The organism is Streptomyces sp. NPDC127068, from assembly GCF_042724695.1.
Lineage (GTDB): Bacteria > Actinomycetota > Actinomycetes > Streptomycetales > Streptomycetaceae > Streptomyces.
In genome coordinates, this window is sequence record NZ_JBHXEN010000021.1 from 55267 (window position 1) to 80211 (window position 24945).

Here is a 24945-nt window from a genome sequence, read left to right on the forward strand (position 1 = left end):
TCCAGCGCACCGGCCGACGGCGGACCCAGCAGAAGAGCCACTGCACTGTAAGGGGAAGCCATGACAGCGACGACCGACGGAAGCACCGGAGCGGTACCGCCCCGCGCTGCCTCGGCCACCGACGAACACTCCGACCCGACCCCCCGGGCGGTCGACGACCCCGTCGCCGTCCGGCGCGCGGCGCTCCGCGCCACCGATCGTCTGCTCTCCCTCCAGGACCCCCAGGGCTGGTGGAAGGGCGACCTCGAAACGAACGTCACCATGGACGCCGAGGACCTCCTCCTGCGGCAGTTCCTCGGCATTCGCGACGAGGCCACCACCCGGGCCGCCGCCCTGTTCATCCGCGGTGAACAACGGGAGGACGGCACCTGGGCCACCTTCTACCAGGGCCCCAGCGACCTCTCGGCCACCGTCGAGGCGTACGTCGCCCTCCGGCTCGCCGGGGACGCGCCCGACGAGCCGCACATGGCGCGGGCGGCCGACTGGATCAGGTCCCGCGGGGGGATCGCCGCGGCCCGGGTCTTCACCCGCATCTGGCTTGCCCTGTTCGGCTGGTGGAAGTGGGACGACCTGCCCGAGGTCCCGCCCGAGGTCATCTACGTCCCCCGGTGGTTCCCGCTCAACATCTACGACTTCGGCTGCTGGGCCCGGCAGACCATCGTGCCGCTCGCCATCGTGTCGGCGAAGCGCCCGGTGCGCCCCGCCCCCTTCCCGCTCGACGAACTCCACACCGACCCGGCCGACCCGTGCCCGTCCCGCCCCCTCGCCCCGGTGGCCTCCTGGGACGGGGTCTTCCAACGGCTCGACAAGGTGCTGCGCCTCTACCAGCGGGTCGCGCCGGGGCCGTTGCGCTCCGCGGCCATGCGCTCGGCGGCCCGCTGGATCATCGAACGCCAGGAACGGGACGGCTGTTGGGGCGGCATCCAGCCGCCCGCGGTGTACTCGATCATCGCCCTGCACCTGCTCGGCTACGACCTGGACCACCCCGTGCTCCGCGCCGGACTCGACTCCCTCGACCGGTTCACGGTGTGGGGACCGGACGGTTCCCGGATGGTCGAGGCGTGCCAGTCACCCGTGTGGGACACCTGCCTCGCGACGATCGCACTGGCCGACGCGGGCGTCCCGGCCGACCACCCCCAACTGGTCAGGGCCGCCGAGTGGATGCTCGGCGAACAGATCGACCGGCCCGGAGACTGGTCGGTGCGCAGACCCGAACTCGCGCCCGGCGGCTGGGCCTTCGAGTTCCACAACGACACCTATCCCGACATCGACGACACCGCCGAGGTCGTCCTCGCCCTGCGCCGCGTGGCGCACCCCGAGACCGAGCGGCTGGAAGACTCCATCGCCCGTGGCGTCGCGTGGAGCCTCGGCATGCAGTCCCGCGACGGGGGGTGGGGCGCCTTCGACGTGGACAACACCAGCCCCTTCCCCAACCGGCTGCCGTTCTGCGACTTCGGCAAGGTGATCGACCCGCCGTCCGCCGACGTGACCGCGCACGTCGTGGAGATGCTGGCCGTCGAGGGACGCGCCGCGGACCCGGGCACCCGCCGCGGCGTCGACTGGCTGCTCGCCGCCCAGGAGTCCGGCGGCGCCTGGTTCGGCCGCTGGGGCGTCAACTACGTCTACGGGACGGGATCGGTGGTGCCCGCCCTGGTCGCCGCCGGGCTCCCACCCGCCCATCCGGCGATCCGGCGGGCCGTGGCCTGGCTGGAGTCCGTGCAGAACGACGACGGGGGCTGGGGCGAGGACCTGCGTTCCTACCGGGACGCACCCGGCTGGGGCGGCCGGGGCGAGTCCACCGCCTCGCAGACCGCGTGGGCGCTGTTGGCGCTGCTCGCCGCGGGGGAGCGGGACACCAAGGTCACCGAACGGGGCGTCGCCTGGCTGGTGGAGACCCAACGGGAGGACGGCTCCTGGGACGAACCCCACTTCACCGGCACCGGGTTCCCATGGGACTTCTCCATCAACTACCACCTGTACCGCCTGGTGTTCCCACTGACCGCCCTGGGGAGGTTCCTGCACGGCGATCCGTTCGCGAACCGGACCGGAGCCCCCCGGGCCGCCCGCACCGGCGACGCCCCGGACGCCGGTGCCGGGCCCCCGCCGCGCCGCGCACCGCGCCCGACCGTCGTACGGGCCGCCCGGTCGCTGGTGGCCGCGGCCGCCGGACGGATCGCCGAGCGGACCGGCAAGGGGGGCTGATGCGGCGCGCCCCGGCCGATCCGGCCGACCCCCCCGATCCCGTGGGCCCGACGGGTGGCGCCGGGGGGCCGCTCCTGGTCGCCTGCGCCCTCGGCATCGAACGGCTGGCCCTGCGCCTGGCGGACCGGTCGACGGCCGGGAACGTGACGGTGCTCCGCACGGGCATGGGGCCGCGCGCGGCGGCCTCGGCGGTGGGCCGTGCACTGGGCCGTGCGGAGCTGCACGGTGCGTCCGTCCTGGCCACCGGGTTCTGCGCCGGGCTAGCCCCGGGCATGCGCCCCGGGGACCTGGTGGTCGCGGGGGAGACCCGGGACGAGCTCGGCCCGGTCCGCTGCTCGGGCACCGCGCCGCTGACCGAGGCCCTGGCCCGGGCCCTGCCCGGTCGGACCGTGCACACGGGTCCGCTCATCGGCTCCGACCACGTGGTCCGGGGCGCGGAGCGGTCCGCCCTGAGGTCCACCGGGGCGATCGCCGTGGACATGGAGTCGGCGGTGACGCTGCGCACCGCGGTGCGCACACCCGTCCCGGTCGGTCCCCTCGACGGCCGGGGGCACGTGGGCGGGGGCGAAGACCGGTGGGTCCGCCCGGTTGCGGCCGTCCGGGTGGTCGTGGACGCTCCAGAACATGAACTGGTCCGCATCGGCACGCTGCGCGGTGGAATATCGGCTTTCCGTGTTCTCCGTGCCGTGTTCCCCGTCTTCTGTGAATGGCACCGCATCGTGACGCTCCCCCGGAGGTGAGCTGAAATGGCCATGCCGCTCCGTCAGTCCATGAAGGTCGCGACCTACCTGTTCGAACAGAAGCTCCGCAAGCGGGCCAAGTTCCCGCTGATCGTGGAGCTGGAACCGCTCTTCGCCTGCAACCTCAAGTGCGAGGGCTGTGGCAAGATCCAGCATCCGGCCGGGGTGCTCAAGCAGCGGATGCCGGTCGCGCAGGCCGTCGGTGCGGTCCTGGAGTCCGGGGCGCCGATGGTGTCCATCGCAGGCGGCGAACCCCTGATGCACCCTCAGATCCACGAGATCGTACGCCAGTTGGTGGCGCGGAAGAAGTACGTCTTCCTCTGCACCAACGCCCTGCTGATGCGCAAGAAGATGGAGAAGTTCACGCCCTCCCCGTACTTCGCGTTCGCGGTGCACATCGACGGGCTGCGGGAGCGGCACGACGAGTCGGTGGCCAAGGAGGGTGTCTTCGACGAGGCCGTGGAAGCCATCAAGGAGGCCAAGCGGCAGGGCTTCCGGGTCACCACCAACTCCACGTTCTTCAACACGGACACCCCCCAGACCATCATCGAGGTGCTCAACTTCCTCAATGACGACCTCCAGGTGGACGAGATGATGATCTCGCCCGCCTACGCCTACGAAAAGGCCCCCGACCAGGAGCACTTCCTCGGCGTCGACCAGACCCGCGAACTCTTCCGGAAGGCGTTCGCGGACGGCAACCGGCGCCGCTGGCGGCTCAACCACTCGCCGCTCTTCCTCGACTTCCTGGAAGGCCGGGTCGACTTCCCCTGCACGGCCTGGGCGATCCCCAACTACTCCCTGTTCGGCTGGCAGAAGCCCTGCTACCTGATGAGCGACGGCTACGTACCCACGTACCGGGAGCTCGTGGAGGAGACCGACTGGGACGCCTACGGCCGGGGCAAGGACCCCCGCTGCGCCAACTGCATGGCGCACTGCGGCTACGAGCCCACCGCGGTCCTGGCGACCATGGGATCACTCAAGGAGAGCCTGCGGGCCGCCCGCGACACCGTTTCGGGCAACCGCGGCTGAGGACCCGAGGACCCGGACGGGGTGTCGGCCCGGGTCCCGCCGAGCGGCCCCGGGTCCCGGGGCCGCCCGTTCCCACCCGCCGGCGGGAAACCGGAAGGACCCATGACGGACGCATTCGACCTCGGCGCGCTGCTCGCCGAACGCGGCGGCGAGCGGTACGCCCTGCACACCCGCCATCTGAACCACCAACTCCCGCGCATGCTGCGCACCATCGGCTTCGACAAGGTGTACGAACGGGCCGAGGGCGCGCACTTCTGGGACGCGGACGGCAACGACTACCTCGACATGCTCGCCGGTTTCGGCGTGATGGGCCTCGGCCGCCACCACCCCGTGGTCCGCAAGGCGCTGCACGACGTGCTGGACGCCTCGCTCGCGGACCTCACCCGCTTCGACTGCCAGCCGCTCCCCGGCCTGCTCGCCGAACGGCTGCTCTCCCACAGCCCTCACCTGGAACGGGTGTTCTTCGGCAACAGCGGCACCGAGGCGGTCGAGACCGCGCTGAAGTTCGCCCGCTACGCCACCGGGCGCCCCCGGGTCCTGTACTGCGCGCACGCCTTCCACGGGCTGACCACCGGGGCCCTCTCCGTCAACGGCGAGTCCGGGTTCCGCACCGGCTTCGCGCCCCTGCTGCCCGACACGGCCGTGCCGCTCGGCGACCTGGACGCCCTCGCCCGGGAGCTGGCGCGCGGCGACGTGGCGGCGCTCATCGTGGAGCCGATCCAGGGCAAGGGCGTGCACGCGGCGCCGCCCGGCTACCTGCGGGGGGCCCAGGAGCTGCTGCGGGCCCACCGGGCGCTGCTCATCGCGGACGAGGTGCAGACCGGGCTGGGTCGGACCGGGGACTTCTACGCGTACCAGCACGAGGAGGGCGTGGAGCCGGACCTGGTCTGTGTGGCGAAGGCGCTGTCGGGCGGTTACGTCCCGGTCGGAGCGACCCTCGGCCGGGACTGGATCTTCAAGAAGGTGTACTCCGCCATGGACCGGGTGCTGGTCCACTCGGCGAGCTTCGGTTCGAACGCGCAGGCGATGGCGGCCGGCCTGGCGGTGCTGTCGGTGCTGGAGTCGGACCGGCTGGTCGAGCACGCCCGGGTCACCGGGGACCTGCTCCGCTCCCGGCTCGCCGCACTCGTGGACCGCTACGAGCTGCTGAGCGAGGTCCGCGGCCGTGGGCTGATGATCGGGATCGAGTTCGGGCGGCCCCGCTCGCTGAAGCTGCGCAGCGGCTGGGCCATGCTCCAGGCGGCCCGCAGGGGCCTCTTCGCACAGATGGTGGTCGTGCCGCTGCTCCAGCGGCACCGCATCCTCACCCAGGTCTCCGGCGACCACCTGGAGGTCATCAAGCTGATCCCGCCGCTGGTCGTGGACGAGGCGGACGTCGATCGTTTCGTCACGGCCTTCACCGCCGTGATGGACGACGCACACAGCGGGGGTGGGCTGATGTGGGACTTCGGGAGGACACTGGTCAAACAGGCCGTCGCGAACCGCTGACGCGGCCCGGGCGGGGGGAGACGCGGCCCGGCCGGGGTGTCCCGCGGTTCTCGACCTCCAGCTTTTACCTCCTAGGCAAGAGATTTGCCCGGGAGGCACTTTTCTGGCTCAATCGATGACATGAACCCCTCCGAGTCGACTCCCCACGAGGAGCCGCAGCCACCCGCCGGGTCCCCCGACCCGGCCGGTGGCCCCGCTGGCGAGCTGCCCGTCGTGGCCCCCCGACTGCGGGAGCGCCGGCGGGGCGCCGGACTGACGCTGGAGGCCGCGGCAGCCTCGGCCGGGCTGTCCCCGGCCCATCTGTCCCGGCTGGAGACCGGCCGTCGGCAGCCGTCGCTGCCCATGCTGCTGTCGCTCGCCCGCGTCTACGGGACCACCGTCTCCGAACTGCTCGGCGAGACCGTCGCCGACCGGGAGGCGATCGTCGAGTCCGCCACCATGGAACCCACCCGCGCCGGCGGCTGGACCTACTGGCAGGCCGGCGCCCCCGGCCGGGGCATGCAGGCCCTCCGCGTCCGGGTGCCGTACGGCACCCAGGGCGACATCGTGCGGGTGCACCCCGGCGAGGAGTGGCTGTACGTCCTGTCCGGACGGCTGCGGCTGCGACTCGGGGACAGCACCCATGTGCTCGCGCCCGGCGACAGCGCGCACTTCGACTCGCTGACCCCGCACCGGATCGGCGCCGCCGACGAGGACGGGACCGACCTCCTCTTCGTGCACACCTTGTTGCAGAGCCCGACCGCCGCGCTGTGCCTAGGCCCGACGGACGTCCACACCCCGGGAGACTTCCGATGACCGAGCCCGTTCCCCCCACCGACCCGGCGGCGCCCCCGGCGGTCCAGCCCGTCCCGCGCCCGCGCATCGAGGACAAGATGCCGCCGAGCATCTGGATCCGACTGCTCATCTACGTCGCGGTCGGGCACCTCGTCGCCGCCTTCATCTGGCTGCTGTTCGAGGTCGGAGCCAAGTGAGGCGCTGACGTCAGTCGAGCAGCCGGGACCGGAGGCGGGCGCGCAGGTCCGGCGTGAGCCCGATGGCCTGCGTCAGGTAGGCGTCCGTGCCGCCCCAACATCGATCGATGCTGTCGAAGGCCGCCGCCAGGTATTCCGAGCGTGCGTCGAACAGCGGGCTCAGCAGTTCCATCACCTCCGGCGCGTACCCGTCGACCGCGTCCGCGCTGCGCTGCACCCGGTACCGCCGGTGCGCGGCGTTGGACTTCAGGTAGTCCTCCTCGATCGCGTCCCGTTCGACGCCGAGTGCGAGCAGGGTCACGGCGATGGACAGGCCCGCCCGGTCCTTGCCCGCCGCACAGTGCAGGAGCGCCGGCACGCTGTCCTCCGCGACCGCCCGCAGCACCCGTGCGTGTTCCGCGGTCCGCTCCTCGATCAGCACGCGGTACGAGGTGACCATCTGCTCGACCGCCCGCCCCCCGGCCAGGAGGGCGCGGAGCTGGGCGAGGTCGCCCCGGCGCACCATCCGCCAGAACTCCGCGCCGTCGGCCGGGTCGCTCAGCGGCAGGTTGACGTTGCGCACGCCGGGCAGTTCCACGTCATGGCCGTCGAGCCCGCGGTCGGCGTCGTTGCGGAAGTCGAAGATCGTGTGCAGCCCCAGCCCGGTCAGGTAGCGACGGTCCTCGTCGGTCGCGTGGGCGAGGTGGCCGCTGCGGAACAGCACCCCGTGTCGGACCCGCCTGCCGTCCGCGGTCGGTAGACCACCCAGATCACGGAAGTTGCGCACGCCGGTCAGTTCGGGCTCGGTGGACGGGATCTGCTGCGTCACGGGGGCTCCTCCCAGTCCCCCGCCGGCGCCGTCCGTCAGCGGGGCGCTTCAGACGATACGACATCACTTGCTCGGACAATCACCTTGCACGAGGGCTTTCGTTGGTGATCCTCAGCCATGTCATGCATGAGGGAATCCACCAATGAAAGGGTGATTTGCGCCTTTGGTCGGATTGAGCGGCTTTGGTGTAACTGGCCAGGAAATAAGGCGCCCTAGGGGGAGAGGTCGTGACCGGGATCATAGTGGTCACGGTGGGTGGTGATCACCGGTTCGCCGGCTGCCCGCCCCGGCCCGGGAATTGGCATCGGCGAGCCCCGCCGCCATCGACGCAGGGTGACCGGAACGAGCGGCGAGGATCAAGAAACAGCAGGCCGCTGACGGGTGCTCGGTTGTCGGGGCCGTTCCCGCTCGCTTAGCGTCACGCTCACTCCGGGCGGACGCCTAGTCCTGCCGCCGCTCGGTATCCCCATCTCACCACCCGACATCGGCAGGAGCGGGGAACCCACACGCAGTACGCCGCATCCGGGCGACCGGACCGGCTCGGGGTGAAGCCGCGCGAGCGCGGCCGGGCAGCTCCAGCCCGAACCCGACAGCTCACCTCGTAGGCGCCGGAGAGGAACGCACCATGCCCGCGACGGGAAAGCACCGCCGTCCCAAGTCCGCCCGGCTCGTCCGGACGATCGCCATCGCCGGAACCGGTGGTGCGGCAGCCCTTGCGCTGCCGCTGATCGGCGCCACCCAGGCCCAGGCCGCGACCCCGCAGTCCGCCTCCGCGCTCGCCCCCGCGACCTCGGTCGCCGTGGCGCCCCAGGCGGCCCCCGAGGCGCCCGCACAGCAGCCCGCCGAGCTCACGACCTACTCCGTCAAGGTCGGCGACCACCTGTCGAAGATCGCTGACGACCAGGACCTGCGCGGCGGTTGGCAGCGGCTGTATCAGGACAACCGGACCGCCGTCGGATCGAATCCCGATCTGATCACGCCCGGCCTCAAGCTCACCCTCGGCGGCAAGGCCGCAGCCACGGCCACCGCGCCGAAGCAGGCCGCGCCGAAGCCCGCCGCACCCCAGGCCGCCGCCCCGAAGGCCGCCGCCCCGAAGGCCGCCGCTCCCCAGGCGACCGCTCCCCAGGCCGCGCAGCCCGAGCAGGCGGCCCCCGCGGCCCCCGCCGCGCCGAAGCCCGCCGCCCCGAAGGCCGTGCCCGTCGCGGCCCAGGCCCCGGCCGCCACCGCGAGCGCCGGTGGCTACACGCTGCCGGTCGCGAGCGGTGTGGGCACGCCGTACCGCGCCTCCGGCAGCATGTGGTCCAGCGGCTACCACACCGGCGTCGACTTCAGCGTCCCCTCCGGTACCCCGCTCAAGGCCGTCGGCTCCGGCACCGTCGTCTCCGCCGGTTGGGCGGGCGCCTACGGCAATCAGGTCATCATCCAGCTCGCCGACGGCAAGTACGCCCAGTACGCCCACCTCTCGCAGCTCGGCGTCTCCGCGGGCCAGTCCGTCTCGGGCGGCCAGCAGATCGGCACCGCGGGTTCCACCGGCAACAGCACCGGACCGCACCTGCACTTCGAGATCCGCACCTCCCCGTCCTACGGCTCCGACGTCGACCCGCTGTCCTACCTGCGGTCGAAGGGCGTCGCGATCTGACCCCCCGCGGCCACCGGCCGCACCAGCCCACGCGGGGCCGTATCGACGGATACGGCCCCGCGTCGCATGTCGGCACCGGTGCAGGGCGGCGCCGAGCGGTGCGGGGGAGCCGGGCTATTCCCGACTCGACGAAATGAGTCGCATGGCCTTTATCACGTGCCGTCAAGCCCCATGGCGCATTATTACGGTGGCGTAGGTCACGTGGAGAGGTGAAAAATGGGCCGACGTGACAGCAGAGTCGACATTCCTCGCCCTTGACGACATCCGGTCCTACGCAGCCGTCGGCGACAGCTTCACGGAAGGTGTCGGAGACCCCGGCCCCGACGGTACGTTCGTGGGATGGGCCGACCGGCTGGCCGTCCTCCTCGGCGACCGGCTACCCGAACCCACCTTCCGCTACGCCAACCTCGCCGTCCGCGGCAGACTCCTCGATCAGATCGTCGAGGAGCAGATCCCCCGGGCCCGGCAACTCGCGCCCGACCTGGTGACCTTCAGCGCGGGCGGCAACGACATCATCCGGCCGGGCACCGACCCCGACGAGGTGGCCGAGCGGTTCGAACGGGCCGTCGCCGATCTGGCCTCGTCCGTCGGCACGGTCATGGTCACCACCGGCTTCGACACCCGTGGCATCCCCCTCCTCAAGCACCTGCGCGGCAAGATCGCCACCTACAACGGCCATGTGCGGGCCGTCGCCGACCGCTACGGCTGCCCCGTCCTCGACCTGTGGTCCCTGAAGAGCGTCCAGGACCGCCGTGCCTGGGACGAGGACCGGCTGCACCTCTCGCCCGAGGGACACACCCGGGTCGCCCTGCGCGCCGGGCAGGTCCTCCGGGTCGGGGTCCCCGCCGACCCCGACCAGCCTTGGCCCCCGCTGCCGCCCCGCGGCACCCTCGAAGTACGGCGCGACGACATCCACTGGGCCCGCGAGTACCTGGTGCCCTGGATCGGGCGGCGACTGCGCGGGGAGTCGTCCGGTGACCACGTCGCGGCCAAGCGCCCCGACCTGCTGCCGCTCTGAGCGGCGCCCGCTCCGCCCGGTGACGCGGGGCCCGGCCCGCACGTCACCGGGGACCGGGACCCGCGGGTATCCGCTCCAGCACCCCGCCGGCGAACACGTCGTACAGGGGCAACGTCTCCAGGTGGACGTACCCGATGTGGCAGTCGCACCGGGCCAGGGGGCAGGCCCGCGGGGCCAACGCGGCGCGGTAGGACCCGTCGTACAGATTGCCCAGCTCCGCCGGGACGAAATGACAGCGCCGGACCGTGCCGTCACCGTCGACCGACACCACCGACGACCCCGTCCGGCAGGGCAGGCCCCCGCTGCGGTGCGGATGACGGCTGTACGGGAACAGCGGGTCCAGCGCCGTCCACCGGTCGGCCTCCTCGTCGGTGTACGTGTGCCCCTCCGCGGCGTTCACCCACAGGTACACCCGCTCCGGCAACTCGTCGCGCAGTCGGCGGGCGTGCGCCAGGTGTTCGGGCAGCCCCACGATCCCCACGCTGAACCGCACTCCGCGCTCCGCCAGCCCGCGGCACTTGGTGACGAACCGTTCGTAGGGCGTCTGCCCGGGGTGGTACGTGCACCACAACGCGAGCGTGCCGAGGTCCGCCTCGTCGAGCCAGTCCGTGCGGCAGCTCAGGTTGGTCTGGATCGCGACCCGCTCGACGTGCTCCCGGTGCGACAGCTCCACCAGCGCCCGCCGGTACCAGGACCGCACCAGGCCCTCGCCCCACGGGGTGAACAGCACCGACAACCGGCCGTCCGGATAGGCGTCCGCCCACTGCGCGAACCGTTCCAGCGCCGCCCGGTCCGCCCGCAACTGCTCCCGGCTGTCCCGCCGCTTCGCGAACGGGCAGTACGGACAGTCGTAGTCGCAGGAGGCCAGCGGGCCCCGGTACAACACCGTGAGGTCCACCGCGTTCACCGCGCCTCGTAGGCGGCCATCGCGGCCCGCACCGCGGGCGAGAACAACTCGGGCCCCAACGCGTCGGAGTGCGCCAGGCCCCGGGCCGACAGCCGCAGCACCCCGGTCGGGGCCGATCCGTCGAGCCAGCCCCGCGCGGCGAACCGCGCCAGCTCGGTGGCGAAGTCGTCCTCGGGGTCCGTACCGAACCGTGCCCGGTAGGACTCCCGCTCCATGCCCCGCGCCTGGAGCAGCGATTGGAGCAGGTGCCGGCGCCGGGCCTCGTCGCCCCCGGTCGCACCCCCCACGTACCGGCCGTGCACCGCCCGGCCGAAGTCCTCCGTCGCCGTGTACGCGTCGATGATCGACCGGACCTGGCGGGCGTCGACCGCGTAGTCGAAGGAGTAGTGCAGCGACGAGGTGTACGAACGCGCCCCGCAGCCCAGGCCGATCATGCCGTCGGTCTGACAGGCGTGGTCCTCGGGCCCCTCGGCGGGCGCGTCCGCACGTCGGAACATCCGCATCGACCGCTGTGCGTACCCGCGGGCCAGGAGGTGGTCCCGACCCACCCGGTACAGCCGCAACCGCTGTGCGTCCCAGGCCCGCTCCGCGACGTCCACCCGGGCGCGGAGCGCAGTGAGGTCCCGGACGTACAAGGGGTACAGGTACAGCTCCTCCGGGTGCCAGGCCAGGGCGGCGTCCAGCGAACGGAGCCAGGACTCCTCCGTCTGTCCCTCGATCCCGTAGATCAGATCGATGTTCAGGACGGGTATCGCGGCCTCCCGTATCCGTCCGAGGGCGGCTTCCACGTCCGCCCGCCGCTGCGGACGCACCGCCGCCCGCGCCTCCTCGGGCACGAAGCTCTGCACCCCCAGACTGAGCCTGGTCGTGCCCCGCTCGGCCAGCACCGCGAGCCGATCGGCGGTGGCCGTCGACGGGGACGCCTCCACCGACAGCGGCACCGCCCGCAGGTCCGCGCCCATCCGCAGCTCGGCGATGTCGAACAACCGGGTCAGTTCCCCGGCCGTGAGGAACGTGGGCGTCCCGCCGCCGAACGCCGCCGTCGCGAACCGCACCGGCCCGTCCCCGTCGAGGGCCTCCCGCACCGCGACCGCCTGGCGCTCCAGCGCGTCCAGGTACCGCCGCGACAACTCGTCCGGCGCGCCGATCCGGGTGAACAGGTTGCAGAACCCGCAGCGGACCTCGCAGAACGGTATGTGCAGGTACAGCGAGAGCGCGTCCTTGGGCTCCCCGCGCCACACCCGGGCGAGCCGCGGACCGGGCGCGGGCAGCGGCCGGTACGCGGTCTTGTGCGGATAGGCGTAGACGTAGTGCTGGTAGGGGCGCGGCGGCGCGGACTCCGGCGCCGTCACGACGTCGGTCGGGAAGGTGGTGCTCATCACGGTGCCTCGGTCCGGTTCAGGGTGTCGGGGTCGGCAGGAAGAAGTGGGCGTAGGGGACGGTCCACACCACGTCGTGGCCCAGCCGGTGACCGGTGTAGCCGTCGTCCCCGTAGGCCGTGCCGTGGTCCGAGCACACGATCGCGAAGCACCGGCGGCGGCTGCTCATCGCGGTGAACAGGCGCCCCACGTGCCGGTCGACGTACTCCAGGGCGGCGGCGTGCGTGCGGCGGCTGTCGCCGGCCGCCCGGGTCGCGCCCGGCAAGTGGAACCAGTTGGGCTGGTGCAGGGCCGACACGTTGACGAACAGGAACAACCGCTGCTCGGCGGGGAGCCCGGCCACGATCCGTTCCGCCCGGGTCACCTGCGCCTCGAAGGACGTCGGCGACGCGACGCCGAACGCGGGTTCCCAGTGGCTCTCCTGGAACATGCCGGGCAGCACGTCCCCGAGGGCGCCCTGCTTGTTGAAGAACCCCACACCACCCAGGCACACCGTCCGGTAGCCCGCCCCCGCGAGCCCCGACACCAGGTCCGGGGTGTCGTAGACGAACGTGCGCCGCTCGGTGGTCTCGCTGCCCGCGAACCGGGCGGCGAACAGCCGGGGGTGCGGGCCCGGTGCGGCCGGGGTGGGCAGGAACCCCGCGAACATCGCCTGGTGCGAGGCGTAGGTGAAGCTGCCCGGTGCGTGCCGCTCCTCCCACCGGCCGTCCGGGAGGTGCCGGGCCAGGTGCGGTATCCGGCCCGCGGCGGCGAGTTCGACGGCCACGTCGTAGCGCAGGGTGTCCAGGGTGACGAGGAGCAGGTCGTCACGTCCGACGACCTCGTTCATGTCGGGAGTGTCGGGCTGCTGCTGCGCCGGGGCCGCGGCCCCGACCGTCTCAGGCCGCACGGTCGTCCTCCGATCCCCGGCCCCGCAGCGAGACCGCCACCTGCGCCGCATAGGTGTCCAGCCCCTCGAAGCCGCTGCCCGACAGTCCCGTCAGACCCGGCAGCAGATCGCCGAAGGCATTGACCTCGGCCACCGCGAAGCGACGCCAGCCGATCCCCGGCAGGAGGTCCACCCCCACGCACAGGGTCCCCGGGAAGCAGGCGGCGGCCCGCTCGCAGATCTCCAGGGCGCCGGCCCAACTGCCCCCCGCCCGCTCCACGACGGCCCGCACCCGGTCCAGATCGCCCCGGGCGCCCCCGAGGTGCAGGTTCGTCATCGGCGATGCGCTGGTCCGCACCACGGCGTGGGACGCACGCCCCCCGACCACCACGACCCGCAGGTCCGCCGCCCGACCGTCGAGCGACGCCTTGGGCAACCAGCGCTCGACGTGCAGACCGTCCGGGGCGAGCGCGTCGACCAGGGCGCCGACGGCCCGCTCCGACCCGTACCGCCGCACCCGCAGGGAGTTGAACAGGCCGTGCGGGGTGCCCTCGACGGAGGTGGTGGCCCGGACCCGGCCGGGCCCGGCACGCTCCACGGCGAGCACTCCCGAGGCGGACGAGCCGTGCGCGAGCTTCACGAACACCCGCGGCAGCCCCTCCCGCATCAGCTCCCGCAGATCGTCCCACCCCCGCACCACGACCCGGCCCCCCGAGGTCGGCGACTGCGGGACCGGGACGCCCGCGCCGGCCAGCCGCTCGTGGCACCGTCGCTTGTCGAACAGCACCGCGAGCTCGTCCGGGTCGTCCAGCAGCCGGCACCCCGCGGTGCGCGCGGCGTCCGCCACCTCCCGGACGGCGCCCGTGAACCGTGCGTACCAGCGGGCCGAGCCTTCCACCCGCGCGGGATCGTCGGTGTCGCGCAGGATCCGCTCCACCTCGGCGTCCTCGCCGGGGGAGTCGATCCGGACGGTCTCGCCGGGGCGGAACCCGGCGCTGCCGTGCAGCACGTCCCACCAGGGCAGCACCCGCGCACCGGGCAGCCCGGCGGCCCGCACGGCGTCCAGGAAGTACGTGGTGCGGCGGTTGTCGGGGTTCCCGACGACCACGAAACGGGGAGGCTCGGCGCGCATGGTTACTCCGACACCGCCACGTACCGCCAGATGGCGCCGTCGCCCTCGTCGTACTCCTCGGCGTCGTCGCCGTCCGCGTCCAACGCCACCCCGGCGGGCTCCAGCTCCTGCCGCAGCCGCTCCCGCAGTTCGTCACTGAGGTAGTTGTGGGACAGGTCGAGCGAGGCGAGGTGGGTGAGCGGCTGTCCGGCCAGCAGGGCCGCCGCGCCCTCGTCGGTGAGGACGCCCATCGACAGGTCGAGGTCCCGCAGTTGTGCCACGACCGGCGCCGTGGCCGTGGCCGCGGCGATCTCGTTCTGGATCTCGCTGTTGCACAGGGCGAGCCGCCGCAGCGCGGGCAGTCGCGCACCCGCCAGGATCGGGGCGACGTCCGCCGCCTCGCAGTCGCCCCCGTACTCCGACGTGCCCAGCCACAGGACCAGTTCCTCCAGGGCCGGGAAGTCACTGGCGGCGACCCCCTGCACGACCTCCCGGGGCAGCCCGCCCGTCTCGATCGTCAGGGTCACCAGCGCCTCGTGCCGCACCGGCGGGAACACCAGGCTGCTGCCGCCGCGCACGGTGAAGTCCCGGAGCCGGGGGAACGCGTCGAGCAGTTCCGTCACGGTGCCCTGGGTGATCCAGGAGATCTCGCACTCCTCGCCCGTTATCTCCCCCAGGAACAGCGAACGCAGCTCGCCCAGTTCCTCCCGCGCCCCCACCAGGGCGTCGATGACCCCCTGGGGACTCGTCTCGTACGGGTCCTCCCAGGCGCCCACGATCAGCGAGGTCACCCGCTTCAGCTCCACGGCCGCGCGGAACCGCTCGAACGCCTCCGCCCACTTCTCCTCGCTGTCGTACGACGCGACGGAGATCCGCCAGGTCACGGCCCCGGCGTCGGGCAGCTCGGGCGGGACCTCCTCGCCGTGGCGGGGGAAATCGAAGACCGGCAGGCCGAAGTGCGTTTCCTGATGGGACGAGATCATGCCGCTGCTCCTGGATGGGTTCCTGTCACCGTTCCGATGGGCTCGGTCCGATGTGCCTGAAGTTGTACCAAGTTCCACTGACATCCGGGTGCGACGGGGTGGCCGGTGCGCCGGGTCGGACCGGTTGTCAGACCCTCGACCTACTGTCGGTGTCGTGGTCGTCGCACGGAGCGGCGACCACGGAGGGGAGAGTCATGTTCCGGCAGGGAGACGTGCTCATCGTGCCCGTCGCGAAGGACGCGGTGCCGCGGAGCGCCGAGGAGTCGCCCGGTGAACCCAGGGACGCCCGGGGGCGGCTGGTCCTGGCACTCGGTGAGGTCACCGGGCACGCCCACGCCGTCGTCGGCCCGGGCCGACTCGTCCGCGACCAGGGACCGCTCGGCCCGTTCCTGCTCCACCTCCCGGACGGCGGCCGGGTGGTCCACGAGGAGCACGCGGCCATCCCGCTGCCGAAGGGCTGGTACCGCGTGGTCCGGCAGCGGGAGTACGTGCCCGGGTCGGTGCGCGTCGTCGCCGACTGAACGCCGCCGGGCCGCGGCCCGGCACCCGGCCGCCGGAGCGTGCGCGGCGCGCCGCATCGAGGGACACCGAGCGAAGGACGAGGAAGTGGGCAGCGGAACATGTCGGTGAACGTGGAGGAGACCGGAACCCGGACGCAGGAGTCCGACGGGGAGGTGCTGGAACGGGTCGCGCGCTGGCGCGCGGTGGCCTCGGCGACGGGGTCCGCCGACCGGGCCGCCGCCGAGGACGGGGTCCGCCTGGCGTACCGCCGGGCCGGGCTGGCGGAGCCGGAGCGGATCGTCTGGGCCCGCTCGCCGCGCGAGGCCGTGCACCTGCTCGCCCGGGGCGCCGAAGCCCTGGGCGGCGCACCGGGGCGGGGCGTGCGGAACGCGGTGCGCAACGTGCCCTGGGCGGCCGAGCGACAGCGGCTGCTGGACGCGCTCGGCCCGATCGGCTGGTCCGCGCACTGGGCGACCACCGGCGGTCAGTTGGGGGAGTCGGCGCAGCTGCTGGTCCAGCGGCTGGGTCAGGGGTTGGTCGAGGACGCCACGGCGGACCTCGCCCCCGACCCCACTCCGGACCTCGCCCCGGACCCGACCCCCGACCTCACCCCGGGCCAGGACTCCCAGGACGCGGCGCAGGAGCGGAGGGACGCCGTTCAGCGCCGGGAGAACGCGCTGCGACTCCTGCTGCTCGATGCGGTGCTGGGCCAGCACGACGCGGCGTGGCTCTGCGCCTTCGACACCGACGGCCCTCTGGACGGGGTCGCGGCCGTCGCCCGCTCGGCCGGGTGGTGGTGGCCGTACGAGAAGGTCGCCGTGGTCTGTGAACGCCCCACGGTGCTGCACCGCGACGAGGCGGGCCGCCTCGACCGGGCCGAAGGACCCGCGGTCGCGTACCCCGACGGGTTCGCCCTGCACTCCTGGCGCGGCATGCCGGTTCCGGGCGAGTTCCTGGACGAACTCGCCGGACTCACTCCGCAACGCATCCGCGGGGAGGAGAACGCCGAGCTCCGCCGGGTGATGCTGGAACACTTCGGCTACGACCGCTACCTAGCCGAGTCCGGAGCCGTTCCGCTGCACCAGGACGAGACGGGCCGGCTCTGGAGGGTCCCGCTGCCCGACGACGAGGACGTGGTCATGGTCGAGGTCGTCAACTCCACGCCGGAACCGGACGGCACCAGCCGTACCTACTGGCTCCGGGTCCCCCCGACCGTCACCACCGCCCGGGCCGGGGTCGCCTGGACCTTCGGTCTCACCGAGGAGGAGTACGCCCCGGTGCGGGAGACCTGACCGGGGGTGAGAGGCCGGGCGCCGACGGGGAACGTCCCCGGGGCCCGGGGCGGCGCCGCGCGTCGACGGGTCAGGGGCGGGAGCGCCGGCGCTCCGTCGTCAACGCTTGCACCGTGAGGCCCAGCTCCTGGGCCAGTGCCTCGTCCACCCATCCCTGGAGCCGCGTCCGTGAAACGCTACCCGTGTAGACCGTGGCCTGGACGGCCAGCCCGTCCAGGAGCGCGGTGAGCCTCCGGGCCGCCGCCTCGGGGTCCGCACAGACGAACTCCCCGGCCGCGGCACCCTCGGCGATCACCTCGACGATCGCGGACTTCCACTGTCGGTCCAGGTCCCGGGTCACCGCGCGCAGCGCCGGCTCCCGCAGGGAGACCGCCCACCCCTCGATCCACAGCCGCCATCCCTTGGCCTGACCGGTGGGGGCGTACCAGCGCACCGCGGCGCGCAGTCGCCGTACGGCACTGGTACGACGGCCGAGCGACATCCGCAGCCGGGCCAGGTCCGACTCGGCGGCATGGGCGAACGCCGCGGCGACCAGCTTCTCCTTGGAGGCGAAGTGGTACAGCACGAGCGCGTTGCTCACTCCGAGCGCCGCGGCCACGTCCGCGATCCGCACGTCGGACACGCCCCGGGCCTCGATCTGCTCGATGGCGGCCCGCACCAACTCCTCGCGTCGTTCTCCGACGCTCAACCGCACTCTCGCCACATCGTTAACCTTAAGTGTTCATGACGGAAAGCGGCGGGCGGGGGCCTGCGGAGTCCGCGTGCACGGGCACCGGGACAGGATTCGAACCTGCGTCCACCCGGGGTGCAGCCGGGCGCTCCACCACAGAGCTTCCCGATGCCCGTGCACGCGTAGCGAGAGCAGGGCTCGAACCTGCGTCCACCCGGTCCTGAGCCGGGCGCTCCACCACTGAGCTTCCTCGCCGGCACCCATCCTGGCGGGTGCCGGTCCACCGGGCAACGCGTTTTCCGGTGCCCGGCACCCCCACCGGCGGTCACGATTCCCCGGGCGCCCCCTTGCCGGAGTAAACCCCCTTGGACCGCAGCAGCTTGGCCAACAGCGGATGGCCGACCCGCACTCCGTGCACCAGCTCCGGCGTCGGCCGGAAGGGCACCGGCCGCGCCGCGGCCCGCGGCGCCGTCCACCCACTGGCGGTCGGATCGACACCGTGCCGCACGCACACCTCCTCGACCAGCGACCGCGGACACTCGACCCCGTTCCGCAGCACCTCCCAGGGCAGGGGGAGATCCGCCCACACCCCGGTATCGGGATGCAGCCCGCCTCCCGCGCTGCGGTGCCAGGCCGCCACATCGGCGGCCACCAGCACCGGCACCTTCCCCGGGCAGACCCGGTCGACGACCTCCTCGGCGCCCATCGCCGTCAGCAGCGCGAACCAGTTGGCCCGCGCCGTCGACCACGCCCGCGCCGTCTGGTTCCAGGTCGTCGAGTCGTCCCCGCGCCGCACGACCATGGTCGCCCGGTCCAGCGGACGCCGCTGCCAGACGGTTTCGAGCTGCTCGGCGACCTCGACCAGCACGCCGTACCAGAGCCCGATCAACCGCCCCCGCTCCTCGTCCGCGAGCCGTTCCAACACCGCGGCCGTGGGGTGCGCATGAGCGATCGCGAACCATCCCGCGGTCACCGGATCGAGCCGCCGGAACAGCGCATCGGCCACCGTGTCGTACGCCTTGGGCTGACCCGTGATGGTGAACTCGCTGCGCAGGTTGGCCCGCGCGGTGAGGTACGCGAGGAACGCCGCCGTCGCGTGGTCGGCCGCGAACAGTTCGTACGGCAACCGTGACACCAGCCCGCTCTTGCCGGTCAGCGTGATGTCCCGCTTGCGCTGCGCCGCCAGCAGCCGCGCGAGCTTGGCCTCCATCCGCCGCAGCAACCGGAACCGCTTGTTGTACTGCCGCTTGGAGATCGCGCCGAGCCCCGAGGCGTCCCGCTGCTCCCGGTTGAGGCGGTCGGCGAGGAAGTCGCTGCGCCCGAACTCCTTGCGGATCTCGCCGCCGGCCGCCCGGATGACCTCGGCGATCCGCTCGGGGTCGTCGCCGGCGGTGTCGGGCAGGGCGTCCACCGTCGCGAACAGCTCAGAAGCCGTGGCGAGTTGGCGTTGGGCACCCACCGGGCGGGCGAAGTCCTCCAACATCGAGGTGTAGCCGGCCCACAGTCGGCGCAGTGAGGTGCGCGAAGCCTGCTGCAACGCCTTGCGGGTCGGCCGGTCCAGCGGCACGCCGGTCGCGCGGTACAGGTCGAGGACCAGCTGCGCGACGTCCTCGGGCCGCTTGCGCTGTCCGAGGGAGGCGTACAGCGCCCGCAACTGCGGATCCCCGGGGAGCGGTGCCGGGGACGGGATGGATTCGGTGACCATGGCACCAGGCTGGCATCAGCTGCGGTGCGCGTTCCACCGGATATCCGCCCCCGTCCGTCCCGTTCAGGAGTACGTGCCGAACCGTTCTGTGATCTCCGTCAGGTTCTCGGCGGCCAGGGCGTGCGCGGCGGCCCGGGGTCCCGTCCCGTCCGCCTCCGCACGGGCCAGCACCCGGCCGAGCAACTCGCGGATGGAGGTGCGGATGTGGGCGAACGCCTCGTCGCAGTCGGCCGTGATGTCGCCGAAGAGCGTCCACCACCACCAGGCGTTCGTCGCGGAGTTGGCCACCACGTCCGGCAGCACCGCGATGCCCCGGTTCGTCATCAACGACTCGGCCGCCGGCAGCACGGGCATGTTCGCCGCCTCGACGATCCACCGGGCGCTGATGCGGTGCTGGTTGGTGCAGTCGATGACGTTCGACAGCGCGGCCGGCACCAGGACGTCCGCATCGACGGCGAGCCACGCGTCACCCGGCATCTCCCGGTCGCCCTCGCGCAGGGCCGCCCGGTCCACGGTCCCGAAGCCGTCGCGCGCCCGGAGCAGCGCCTCCACGTCCAGCCCGGCCGGATTGACGACGGTGCCCAGGACGTCGGAGACCGCGACCACCGTCAGTCCCGCCCGGGACAGGAAGCGTGCCGTCGCCCCGCCCATCGTGCCGAAGCCCTGCACGGCGACCCGGGTGCCCGCGTACGGCATCCTCGTGTGGTCGAGAGCGGTGAGCACCGCCTCGGCGACTCCGCAGCCACCGACGAGTGCGTCCAGAGCGATGCCGTCCACCTCGCAGGCGAACGCGTCCGCGAGTCGGCTCCGCGCCCCCGCCGCGTCGTCGAGCAGGGGGTACACGGCCTGCACGGTCGAGACGAGTCCGGCCTCCGCGGCGGCCCGGTCCACGGTGTCCTGGCTCAGCCCCAGGTCCTCCCCGGTCGTCCAGCAGCACGCGACGTACGGGCGGAGCGCCCGCAGGAACCGGACGAGGACCCCGTACGCCTCCGGGTTCCGGGGGTCGCAGTCGATGCCGCCCTTCGCGCCGCCCAGGGGCACGTACCGCGCCTTGGGGTCGTAGTGCAGGGCCTCCTTCACCGTCATGCCCCGCGCCAGCCCGGTGACCTCCTCCAGCGTGCACCCCGCACGCATCCGCAGGCCGCCGCTGGCCACCCCGCGCACCAGACGGTCCACCACGAAGTAGCCGCGCCGGCCGGTGACGTGGTCGGTCCACTCAAGCGATATCAGCGGGCTGGGAGGGGGCTGGAGGCTGGGCACACGAACTCCTGGGGCTTGCCGCGATCGGGACCCGATGACGCCCGGAGAGGAGGGAGGGGCCGGGTCGACCGACCTGAGGGAAACTGAATCGCCGGTCAGTATCGGGAGCGCGTCAGGGATGTGTCAACGCGCCTGGTCCTCGCCCCGCTCCCCACCGGACGGCGGGTTCCGCGGCGCACGGCGGGCCGCCCCGCGCCCCCGACCCTGCGGGGGCTCGCCCGGTCATCGGACGGGGGAGGCATGGTACGGCGTCGAGCTGTCCGGTGGGGGCACTCACCCGCCCTGTTCCCCGTACCCGGTAGGGGTAAGGCGTCGACGAGACCTCGCCGGAGTGCCGGGGACCGTGGCGCGGCGGCCGAGGGTACGGGACGGGTTCATCCAGATGCGGGTCACCGACCTCGCACTTCAGGCGTACGGAGTGCGGGTTCCGCCGCGCCTCCGACGGACGGGTTCCGGCGGAGGCGACACCGCGGACGGCGCATCTGGATCACCGGCGGCGCCGGTGCGGGAGGGTGCCGGGGGCGTGCACGGTCCGGCACTGTCCGTGCTGCCGCTCATAATGGAAACCGCCGACCGAACTCCACCCTGGAGGCACCGTGACCCACCTTCGTTCCCTGCGATCCGGGCTCCGCGCCCTGCGCCCCGCCGCCTTCGGTGCGGACGCCGCCGGGGAGCGGCTGGAGCGGATCCGGCGCTCGCCCCACTTCGTGGACGGGTCGTTCCGGAACCCGGTGCCGGCGCGGACCCGCCCCTCGGGTTCGGCGTCCCGCTTCGCCAAGATCTACTTCGACAAGGAGCAGCGTCTCCTCCGCGCTCCGCAGGGCCCGATCCCCGTCCACCGGGACACCCTCGCCGACCTGGCGCAGCCCCCCGCCACGGGCCTGCGGATCACCTGGATGGGGCACTCCAGCGTCCTCGCCGAGATCGACGGCCACCGGGTGCTGTTCGACCCGGTCTGGGGCGAGCGTTGCTCACCGTTCGCCTTCGTCGGCCCCAAGCGGCTGCACCCCGTACCGGTGCCGCTGGCCGCGCTGGGCCCGGTCGACGTCGTGGTCATCTCCCACGACCACTACGACCACCTGGACATGCCCACGATCAAGGCGCTCGCCGGTACGGACACCGTGTTCGCGGTTCCGCTCGGCGTCGGCGCGCACCTGGAACGGTGGGGCGTCCCCGCGGACCGGTTGCGCGAACTGGACTGGTCGGAGTCCACCACCGTCGCCGGGCTGCGCCTCACCGCCTCACCCGCCCGCCACTTCTGCGGCCGGGGGCTGCGCAACGAGCAGAACACGCTGTGGGCCTCCTGGGTCGTGGCCGGTGACCGGCACCGGATCTACCACAGCGGTGATACGGGGTACTTCTCCGGTTTCCGGGACATCGGCGCGGAGCACGGACCCTTCGACGTCACGATGATCCAGATCGGTGCGTACAGCGATTTCTGGCCGGACATCCACATGACCCCGGCGGAGGGGTTGCGGGCGCACCTCGACCTCCAGGGAGGTCGGCCGCACGGGGTGCTGCTGCCGATCCACTGGGGCACCTTCAACCTGGCTCCGCACGCCTGGGCGGAGCCGGAGGAGTGGACGAAGGACGCGGCCGAGGAGGCGGGCCAGGCCGTCGCCCTCCCCAAGCCCGGCGAGCCCTTCGAGTCCGCCGGCCCGCTCCCCACCGATCCGTGGTGGGGGGACGTGACGCAGCCGATCGCGCGGTCGTGGCGCAGTCCCGTGGCCCTGCCGGACCCCAACGACGAGCAGCTCACCTCGGCCGACGCCGCGGTGGAACGCTGACTCAGCGGCGTCAGCGGCGTCGGGGCACAGCGCCCGGCTTCGAGACTCCGGCGCCCTCGCGGGCGTCACGCAGACAGCCGGGCAACTCGGCACCGGAGCAAGGGGGTTCCCGCCCGCCGGGTGAACGCCGCACGGCCCGCGGAGGTACCCGGGGTGAGCCGCTGCTATCCAGCGCAATGTGACAAAGGTGCCTCCGGAACGCCATGCGTAGGCATAGTCTGCGGAACTACCGCATGCCGGGCTCGGGTGTTCCGTGGTGCGGCGGAGGTGTCATGGGTGGGGACCCATATGGAACAGCGACGGTCGGCGAACGCGGGCGGTCGCCCACGCGTCACCACAAGGCGGAGGTGCCTGACCCGTACGGGGACCGGCCCCTGCTGACCCCCTGCATGACACGGGGCCACGGCGCGGTGCCCCGGCAGGACCGGGAGCGGCTGCGGAGCTACCTCGAAGCGGTCGTCGCGGCCCGCCGGGCGCCCGTGCACACCACGGTCGCCTTCAACGCGGTGTACTTCGGTTACGACCTCGGCGGCGAAGGCTACGGCGGCAGCCCGCTGCGGCTCGACGACTTCCCCGAGATCACCCTCGGTGAACGTGCTCCCGTGCTGCCGGTCGGGGCCATGGTGTGCGTCGCCACCGGCTCGGACCCGCTCTACGCCGAGATCGTCCACCGGGAGGGGGCCCACCCGGAGGTCGGCGCCCTCGGCGACGTGCCGGACTGGGTGTCGGGGGCACCCGCGGGGGCCGAAGGGCCGGGCCGCCCGGGAACCGGCGCCGCACCGGTGCGCAGGGAACTCCTGGTCCCGGACCTCCACGCCTTCGGGCCGGCGCTGAGCCCGTCACCGGCCCAGCTCCACCGCCTACGGATGCGCCGGCGCTGGATCAACGGGGACGGCCACGTCGTCGTCGACGTCGGCTACCCGTCCCGGGAGGCGGCCCGGTGCGACGAGCCGACCTCCTACGCGCACCACCTCCTGACGACCGCGCGGGCACAACTGCTCAGCCCCTTCGTACCCGTCTCGCTCGCCGAACTGGTGGGCGGCACCCGTGACGACGACCTGAGGGCGGGACTGCTCGGTCTCCTCGACACGGTGCGGGGCGTCCTCGGCTCCTCCGGGGCCCTGCGCACCTGGGGGCACCACGCCATGGCCCGGACCCGGCTGGCTGCCGGCTGGCAGGACGCCGGACCGCTGGGCGGCGACGACCTCAGGTCCCTGGTGGCAGCGGTGGAACGCGCGGCCGTCCCGGTACGGCGCCGCCGCGGTCTGACCGCCCCGGTCACCGTGTACACGGCGGTCGGCCCGCGGCTGCGCGGGTTCCCCGGGGCAGCGGAAGCGCTCGGGGGCGCGGGCTATGCGACGGCGGTGTTCCGGGCGAACGTCGCGCTGGCCGAAGCCGTCCAACGCAACGGTCGACAGGGCCTGTTCGGGAACGGTTGCCGGATCGCCCTGGACGACGCCTTCGAGGGGGGAGGCGTCTGGCGGTCACACCATCCCGGGGAAGCGGAACCCCCCGACGCCCCCCTGAACCCGGCCGGGCGCGGCTGGACGTCCACGAACCCCGCGCCCGGCGAGCCGGAGCCCGCCTCCGAGGTCGATCCGGTCGACCTGCCCCTCGTTGACGACGCCGACCTCGGCCCCGACGAACTGCTGCGGTCCGACCGGGACGGGATCGTCTGGCGGTCGCCGCTGAGGCTGACCCACCTCATCGACGGGTGGCTCCCCCTGCACCCGCACGTCGCGCGGGAACTGGGCCGGACGCACGGCCGATGCGCCGCGGCCCGCCTCGCCGTCGACCACTGCGGCGGCACCTCGGACCGGAACGGCGGGTTCCAGGAGGTCACCGCCGAACTCGGGGACGGGACCGGTCGCCTGACCGGAGTCAGTTGGCCCCGCGACTTCTTCCCCGGCCTGCTGCTCGAACTGTCCTGGCTCCGTGACAGCCCGGTGATCCGGGTGACCACGGCACCGCTCGACGAGCCGGTGCAGGTGGGCGACCGCGTGGTCGGGCACTGCTTCGCACCGGGCGTCCTCACCCGGGAGGACGCTCCGGGCAGTGACCGCCACGGCGACACCGCGGCGGGGCTCGACCCACGGCAACTCGTCCTGCGCACGGTGCGCCGCTGCGGACTGCTCACCCCGGACGGCCACGCCCTGCTGGACCGTTCGGGCCTGCCGCGTGCGGCCTACGGGCGCAGACCGGCACGGTCCCAGGCCGCGGCACTGGAGTCGGCGGTCTCGGACCTGCTCGCGGAACGGCTCCTGGAGTCGGCCCTCGGCAGCCGTGACGCCTGGGGCCGCCCCCACTTCCCGGCCCGCGGCGCGGAACCGACGATCCCGCTCCTCGGCTACCGTCCGGCCCGGGCGCGGGTGGTACGCCCGTGGGGCGGGGCGGACCCGGACGGCGGCCATCGGCGCGGTGTCCAGTTCGTGCCCGGCCATCTACGCCGGCTGCTGCCGGGCCGTTCGCCCAGCGAGGTGCAGAGAGCGGCCTTCCGGGAGCACTGCCGCAGACTCGGCAAGGCGGACGGCTGGGAACTGCCCCTCGGGTACACCTTCGTGACCGAGCACACGCGCGGCTTCTGACC

The 24945-nt window shown here is 73.1% G+C and carries 21 protein-coding genes, 2 tRNA genes and 1 riboswitch; of the genes, 12 read left to right on the forward strand and 11 right to left on the reverse strand.

Features of this window, described 5'->3' with window-relative positions:
* Positions 1-60 precede the first annotated feature (60 nt).
* From shc to ACFWIA_RS15590, 6 genes are all read left to right on the forward strand, one after another.
* Positions 61-2202 (forward strand): squalene--hopene cyclase, encoded by a 2142-nt coding sequence (shc, locus tag ACFWIA_RS15565; RefSeq protein ID WP_387004577.1) that lies wholly within the window; start codon positions 61-63, stop codon positions 2200-2202.
* Positions 2202-2942 (forward strand): 1-hydroxy-2-methyl-2-butenyl 4-diphosphate reductase, encoded by a 741-nt coding sequence (locus tag ACFWIA_RS15570; protein WP_387004580.1) that lies wholly within the window; start codon positions 2202-2204, stop codon positions 2940-2942. The genes shc and ACFWIA_RS15570 overlap by 1 nt, the downstream gene beginning before the upstream one ends.
* A gap of 6 nt (positions 2943-2948) precedes the next feature.
* Positions 2949-3971 (forward strand): adenosyl-hopene transferase HpnH, encoded by a 1023-nt coding sequence (gene hpnH, locus ACFWIA_RS15575; protein WP_387004582.1) that lies wholly within the window; start codon positions 2949-2951, stop codon positions 3969-3971.
* A 102-nt stretch (positions 3972-4073) separates the two neighbouring features.
* Positions 4074-5459, forward strand: coding sequence for an aspartate aminotransferase family protein (locus tag ACFWIA_RS15580; RefSeq protein WP_387004585.1), 1386 nt, complete (start codon positions 4074-4076; stop codon positions 5457-5459).
* A 120-nt stretch (positions 5460-5579) separates the two neighbouring features.
* Positions 5580-6254 carry a helix-turn-helix domain-containing protein gene (locus ACFWIA_RS15585; RefSeq protein WP_387004588.1) on the forward strand — a complete coding sequence of 225 codons (675 nt, stop codon included), beginning with the start codon at positions 5580-5582 and terminating at the stop codon, positions 6252-6254.
* A complete protein-coding gene (locus ACFWIA_RS15590) occupies positions 6251-6430 on the forward strand; it encodes a DUF6126 family protein (RefSeq protein WP_387004591.1) in 180 nt (59 codons plus the stop codon). Before ACFWIA_RS15585 ends, ACFWIA_RS15590 begins: the two co-directional genes overlap by 4 nt.
* Positions 6431-6440: 10 nt before the next feature.
* Here the strand turns inward: ACFWIA_RS15590 and ACFWIA_RS15595 are convergent, their stop codons facing one another.
* The gene (locus ACFWIA_RS15595) at positions 6441-7238 is read right to left on the reverse strand and encodes a tyrosine-protein phosphatase (RefSeq protein WP_387004593.1); all 798 of its coding nucleotides are present in this window, start codon (positions 7236-7238) and stop codon (positions 6441-6443) included.
* 462 nt (positions 7239-7700) lie between these two features.
* A riboswitch (cyclic di-AMP (ydaO/yuaA leader) is annotated at positions 7701-7859 on the forward strand.
* Positions 7860-7863: 4 nt separating this feature from the next.
* Here ACFWIA_RS15595 and ACFWIA_RS15600 point away from each other — a divergent pair.
* Both ACFWIA_RS15600 and ACFWIA_RS15605 read left to right on the forward strand, forming a co-directional pair.
* Positions 7864-8877, forward strand: a complete 1014-nt coding sequence (locus tag ACFWIA_RS15600; RefSeq protein WP_387004596.1) for a peptidoglycan DD-metalloendopeptidase family protein — start codon at positions 7864-7866, stop codon at positions 8875-8877.
* A gap of 226 nt (positions 8878-9103) precedes the next feature.
* A complete protein-coding gene (locus tag ACFWIA_RS15605) occupies positions 9104-9895 on the forward strand; it encodes an SGNH/GDSL hydrolase family protein (protein WP_387004599.1) in 792 nt (263 codons plus the stop codon).
* Positions 9896-9938: 43 nt separating this feature from the next.
* Here the strand turns inward: ACFWIA_RS15605 and ACFWIA_RS15610 are convergent, their stop codons facing one another.
* The 5 genes from ACFWIA_RS15610 to ACFWIA_RS15630 are packed head-to-tail and all read right to left on the reverse strand — an operon-like array spanning position 9939 to position 15143.
* Positions 9939-10793 carry an STM4011 family radical SAM protein gene (locus ACFWIA_RS15610; RefSeq protein ID WP_387004602.1) on the reverse strand — a complete coding sequence of 285 codons (855 nt, stop codon included), beginning with the start codon at positions 10791-10793 and terminating at the stop codon, positions 9939-9941.
* A gap of 5 nt (positions 10794-10798) precedes the next feature.
* Positions 10799-12181: an STM4012 family radical SAM protein gene (locus ACFWIA_RS15615; protein ID WP_387004604.1), complete on the reverse strand. Its 1383-nt coding sequence runs from the start codon at positions 12179-12181 to the stop codon at positions 10799-10801.
* Between the two features lie 19 nt (positions 12182-12200).
* Positions 12201-13010, reverse strand: coding sequence for an STM4013/SEN3800 family hydrolase (locus tag ACFWIA_RS15620; protein WP_387004607.1), 810 nt, complete (start codon positions 13008-13010; stop codon positions 12201-12203).
* Between the two features lie 49 nt (positions 13011-13059).
* The gene (locus ACFWIA_RS15625) at positions 13060-14181 is read right to left on the reverse strand and encodes an STM4014 family protein (protein WP_387004610.1); all 1122 of its coding nucleotides are present in this window, start codon (positions 14179-14181) and stop codon (positions 13060-13062) included.
* A gap of 2 nt (positions 14182-14183) precedes the next feature.
* Positions 14184-15143, reverse strand: coding sequence for an STM4015 family protein (locus ACFWIA_RS15630; protein ID WP_387004613.1), 960 nt, complete (start codon positions 15141-15143; stop codon positions 14184-14186).
* A 194-nt stretch (positions 15144-15337) separates the two neighbouring features.
* Between ACFWIA_RS15630 and ACFWIA_RS15635 the strand changes: the two genes are divergently transcribed.
* Complete coding sequence (locus ACFWIA_RS15635) at positions 15338-15664, forward strand: hypothetical protein (RefSeq protein ID WP_387004616.1); 327 nt, start codon at positions 15338-15340, stop codon at positions 15662-15664.
* Positions 15665-15763: 99 nt separating this feature from the next.
* Complete coding sequence (locus ACFWIA_RS15640; protein WP_387004619.1) at positions 15764-16936, forward strand: DUF6745 domain-containing protein; 1173 nt, start codon at positions 15764-15766, stop codon at positions 16934-16936.
* 70 nt (positions 16937-17006) lie between these two features.
* Here the strand turns inward: ACFWIA_RS15640 and ACFWIA_RS15645 are convergent, their stop codons facing one another.
* The 5 genes from ACFWIA_RS15645 to ACFWIA_RS15665 all read right to left on the reverse strand — a co-directional run bounded on the left by ACFWIA_RS15645 (position 17007) and on the right by ACFWIA_RS15665 (position 20571).
* Positions 17007-17639: a TetR family transcriptional regulator C-terminal domain-containing protein gene (locus tag ACFWIA_RS15645; RefSeq protein ID WP_387004621.1), complete on the reverse strand. Its 633-nt coding sequence runs from the start codon at positions 17637-17639 to the stop codon at positions 17007-17009.
* A gap of 65 nt (positions 17640-17704) precedes the next feature.
* Positions 17705-17778, reverse strand: a tRNA-Cys gene (locus ACFWIA_RS15650).
* An 11-nt stretch (positions 17779-17789) separates the two neighbouring features.
* A tRNA-Leu gene (locus ACFWIA_RS15655) sits at positions 17790-17861 on the reverse strand.
* A 70-nt stretch (positions 17862-17931) separates the two neighbouring features.
* On the reverse strand, positions 17932-19311 hold the full coding sequence (locus ACFWIA_RS15660; RefSeq protein WP_387004624.1) for a hypothetical protein: 1380 nt from the start codon (positions 19309-19311) through the stop codon (positions 17932-17934).
* 63 nt (positions 19312-19374) lie between these two features.
* Positions 19375-20571, reverse strand: a complete 1197-nt coding sequence (locus ACFWIA_RS15665) for a Glu/Leu/Phe/Val dehydrogenase dimerization domain-containing protein (protein WP_387004627.1) — start codon at positions 20569-20571, stop codon at positions 19375-19377.
* A 596-nt stretch (positions 20572-21167) separates the two neighbouring features.
* Here ACFWIA_RS15665 and ACFWIA_RS15670 point away from each other — a divergent pair.
* Both ACFWIA_RS15670 and ACFWIA_RS15675 read left to right on the forward strand, forming a co-directional pair.
* Complete coding sequence (locus tag ACFWIA_RS15670; RefSeq protein WP_387004629.1) at positions 21168-22358, forward strand: MBL fold metallo-hydrolase; 1191 nt, start codon at positions 21168-21170, stop codon at positions 22356-22358.
* A 347-nt stretch (positions 22359-22705) separates the two neighbouring features.
* Positions 22706-24943: a hypothetical protein gene (locus tag ACFWIA_RS15675; RefSeq protein ID WP_387004632.1), complete on the forward strand. Its 2238-nt coding sequence runs from the start codon at positions 22706-22708 to the stop codon at positions 24941-24943.
* Positions 24944-24945: the final 2 nt, after the last annotated feature.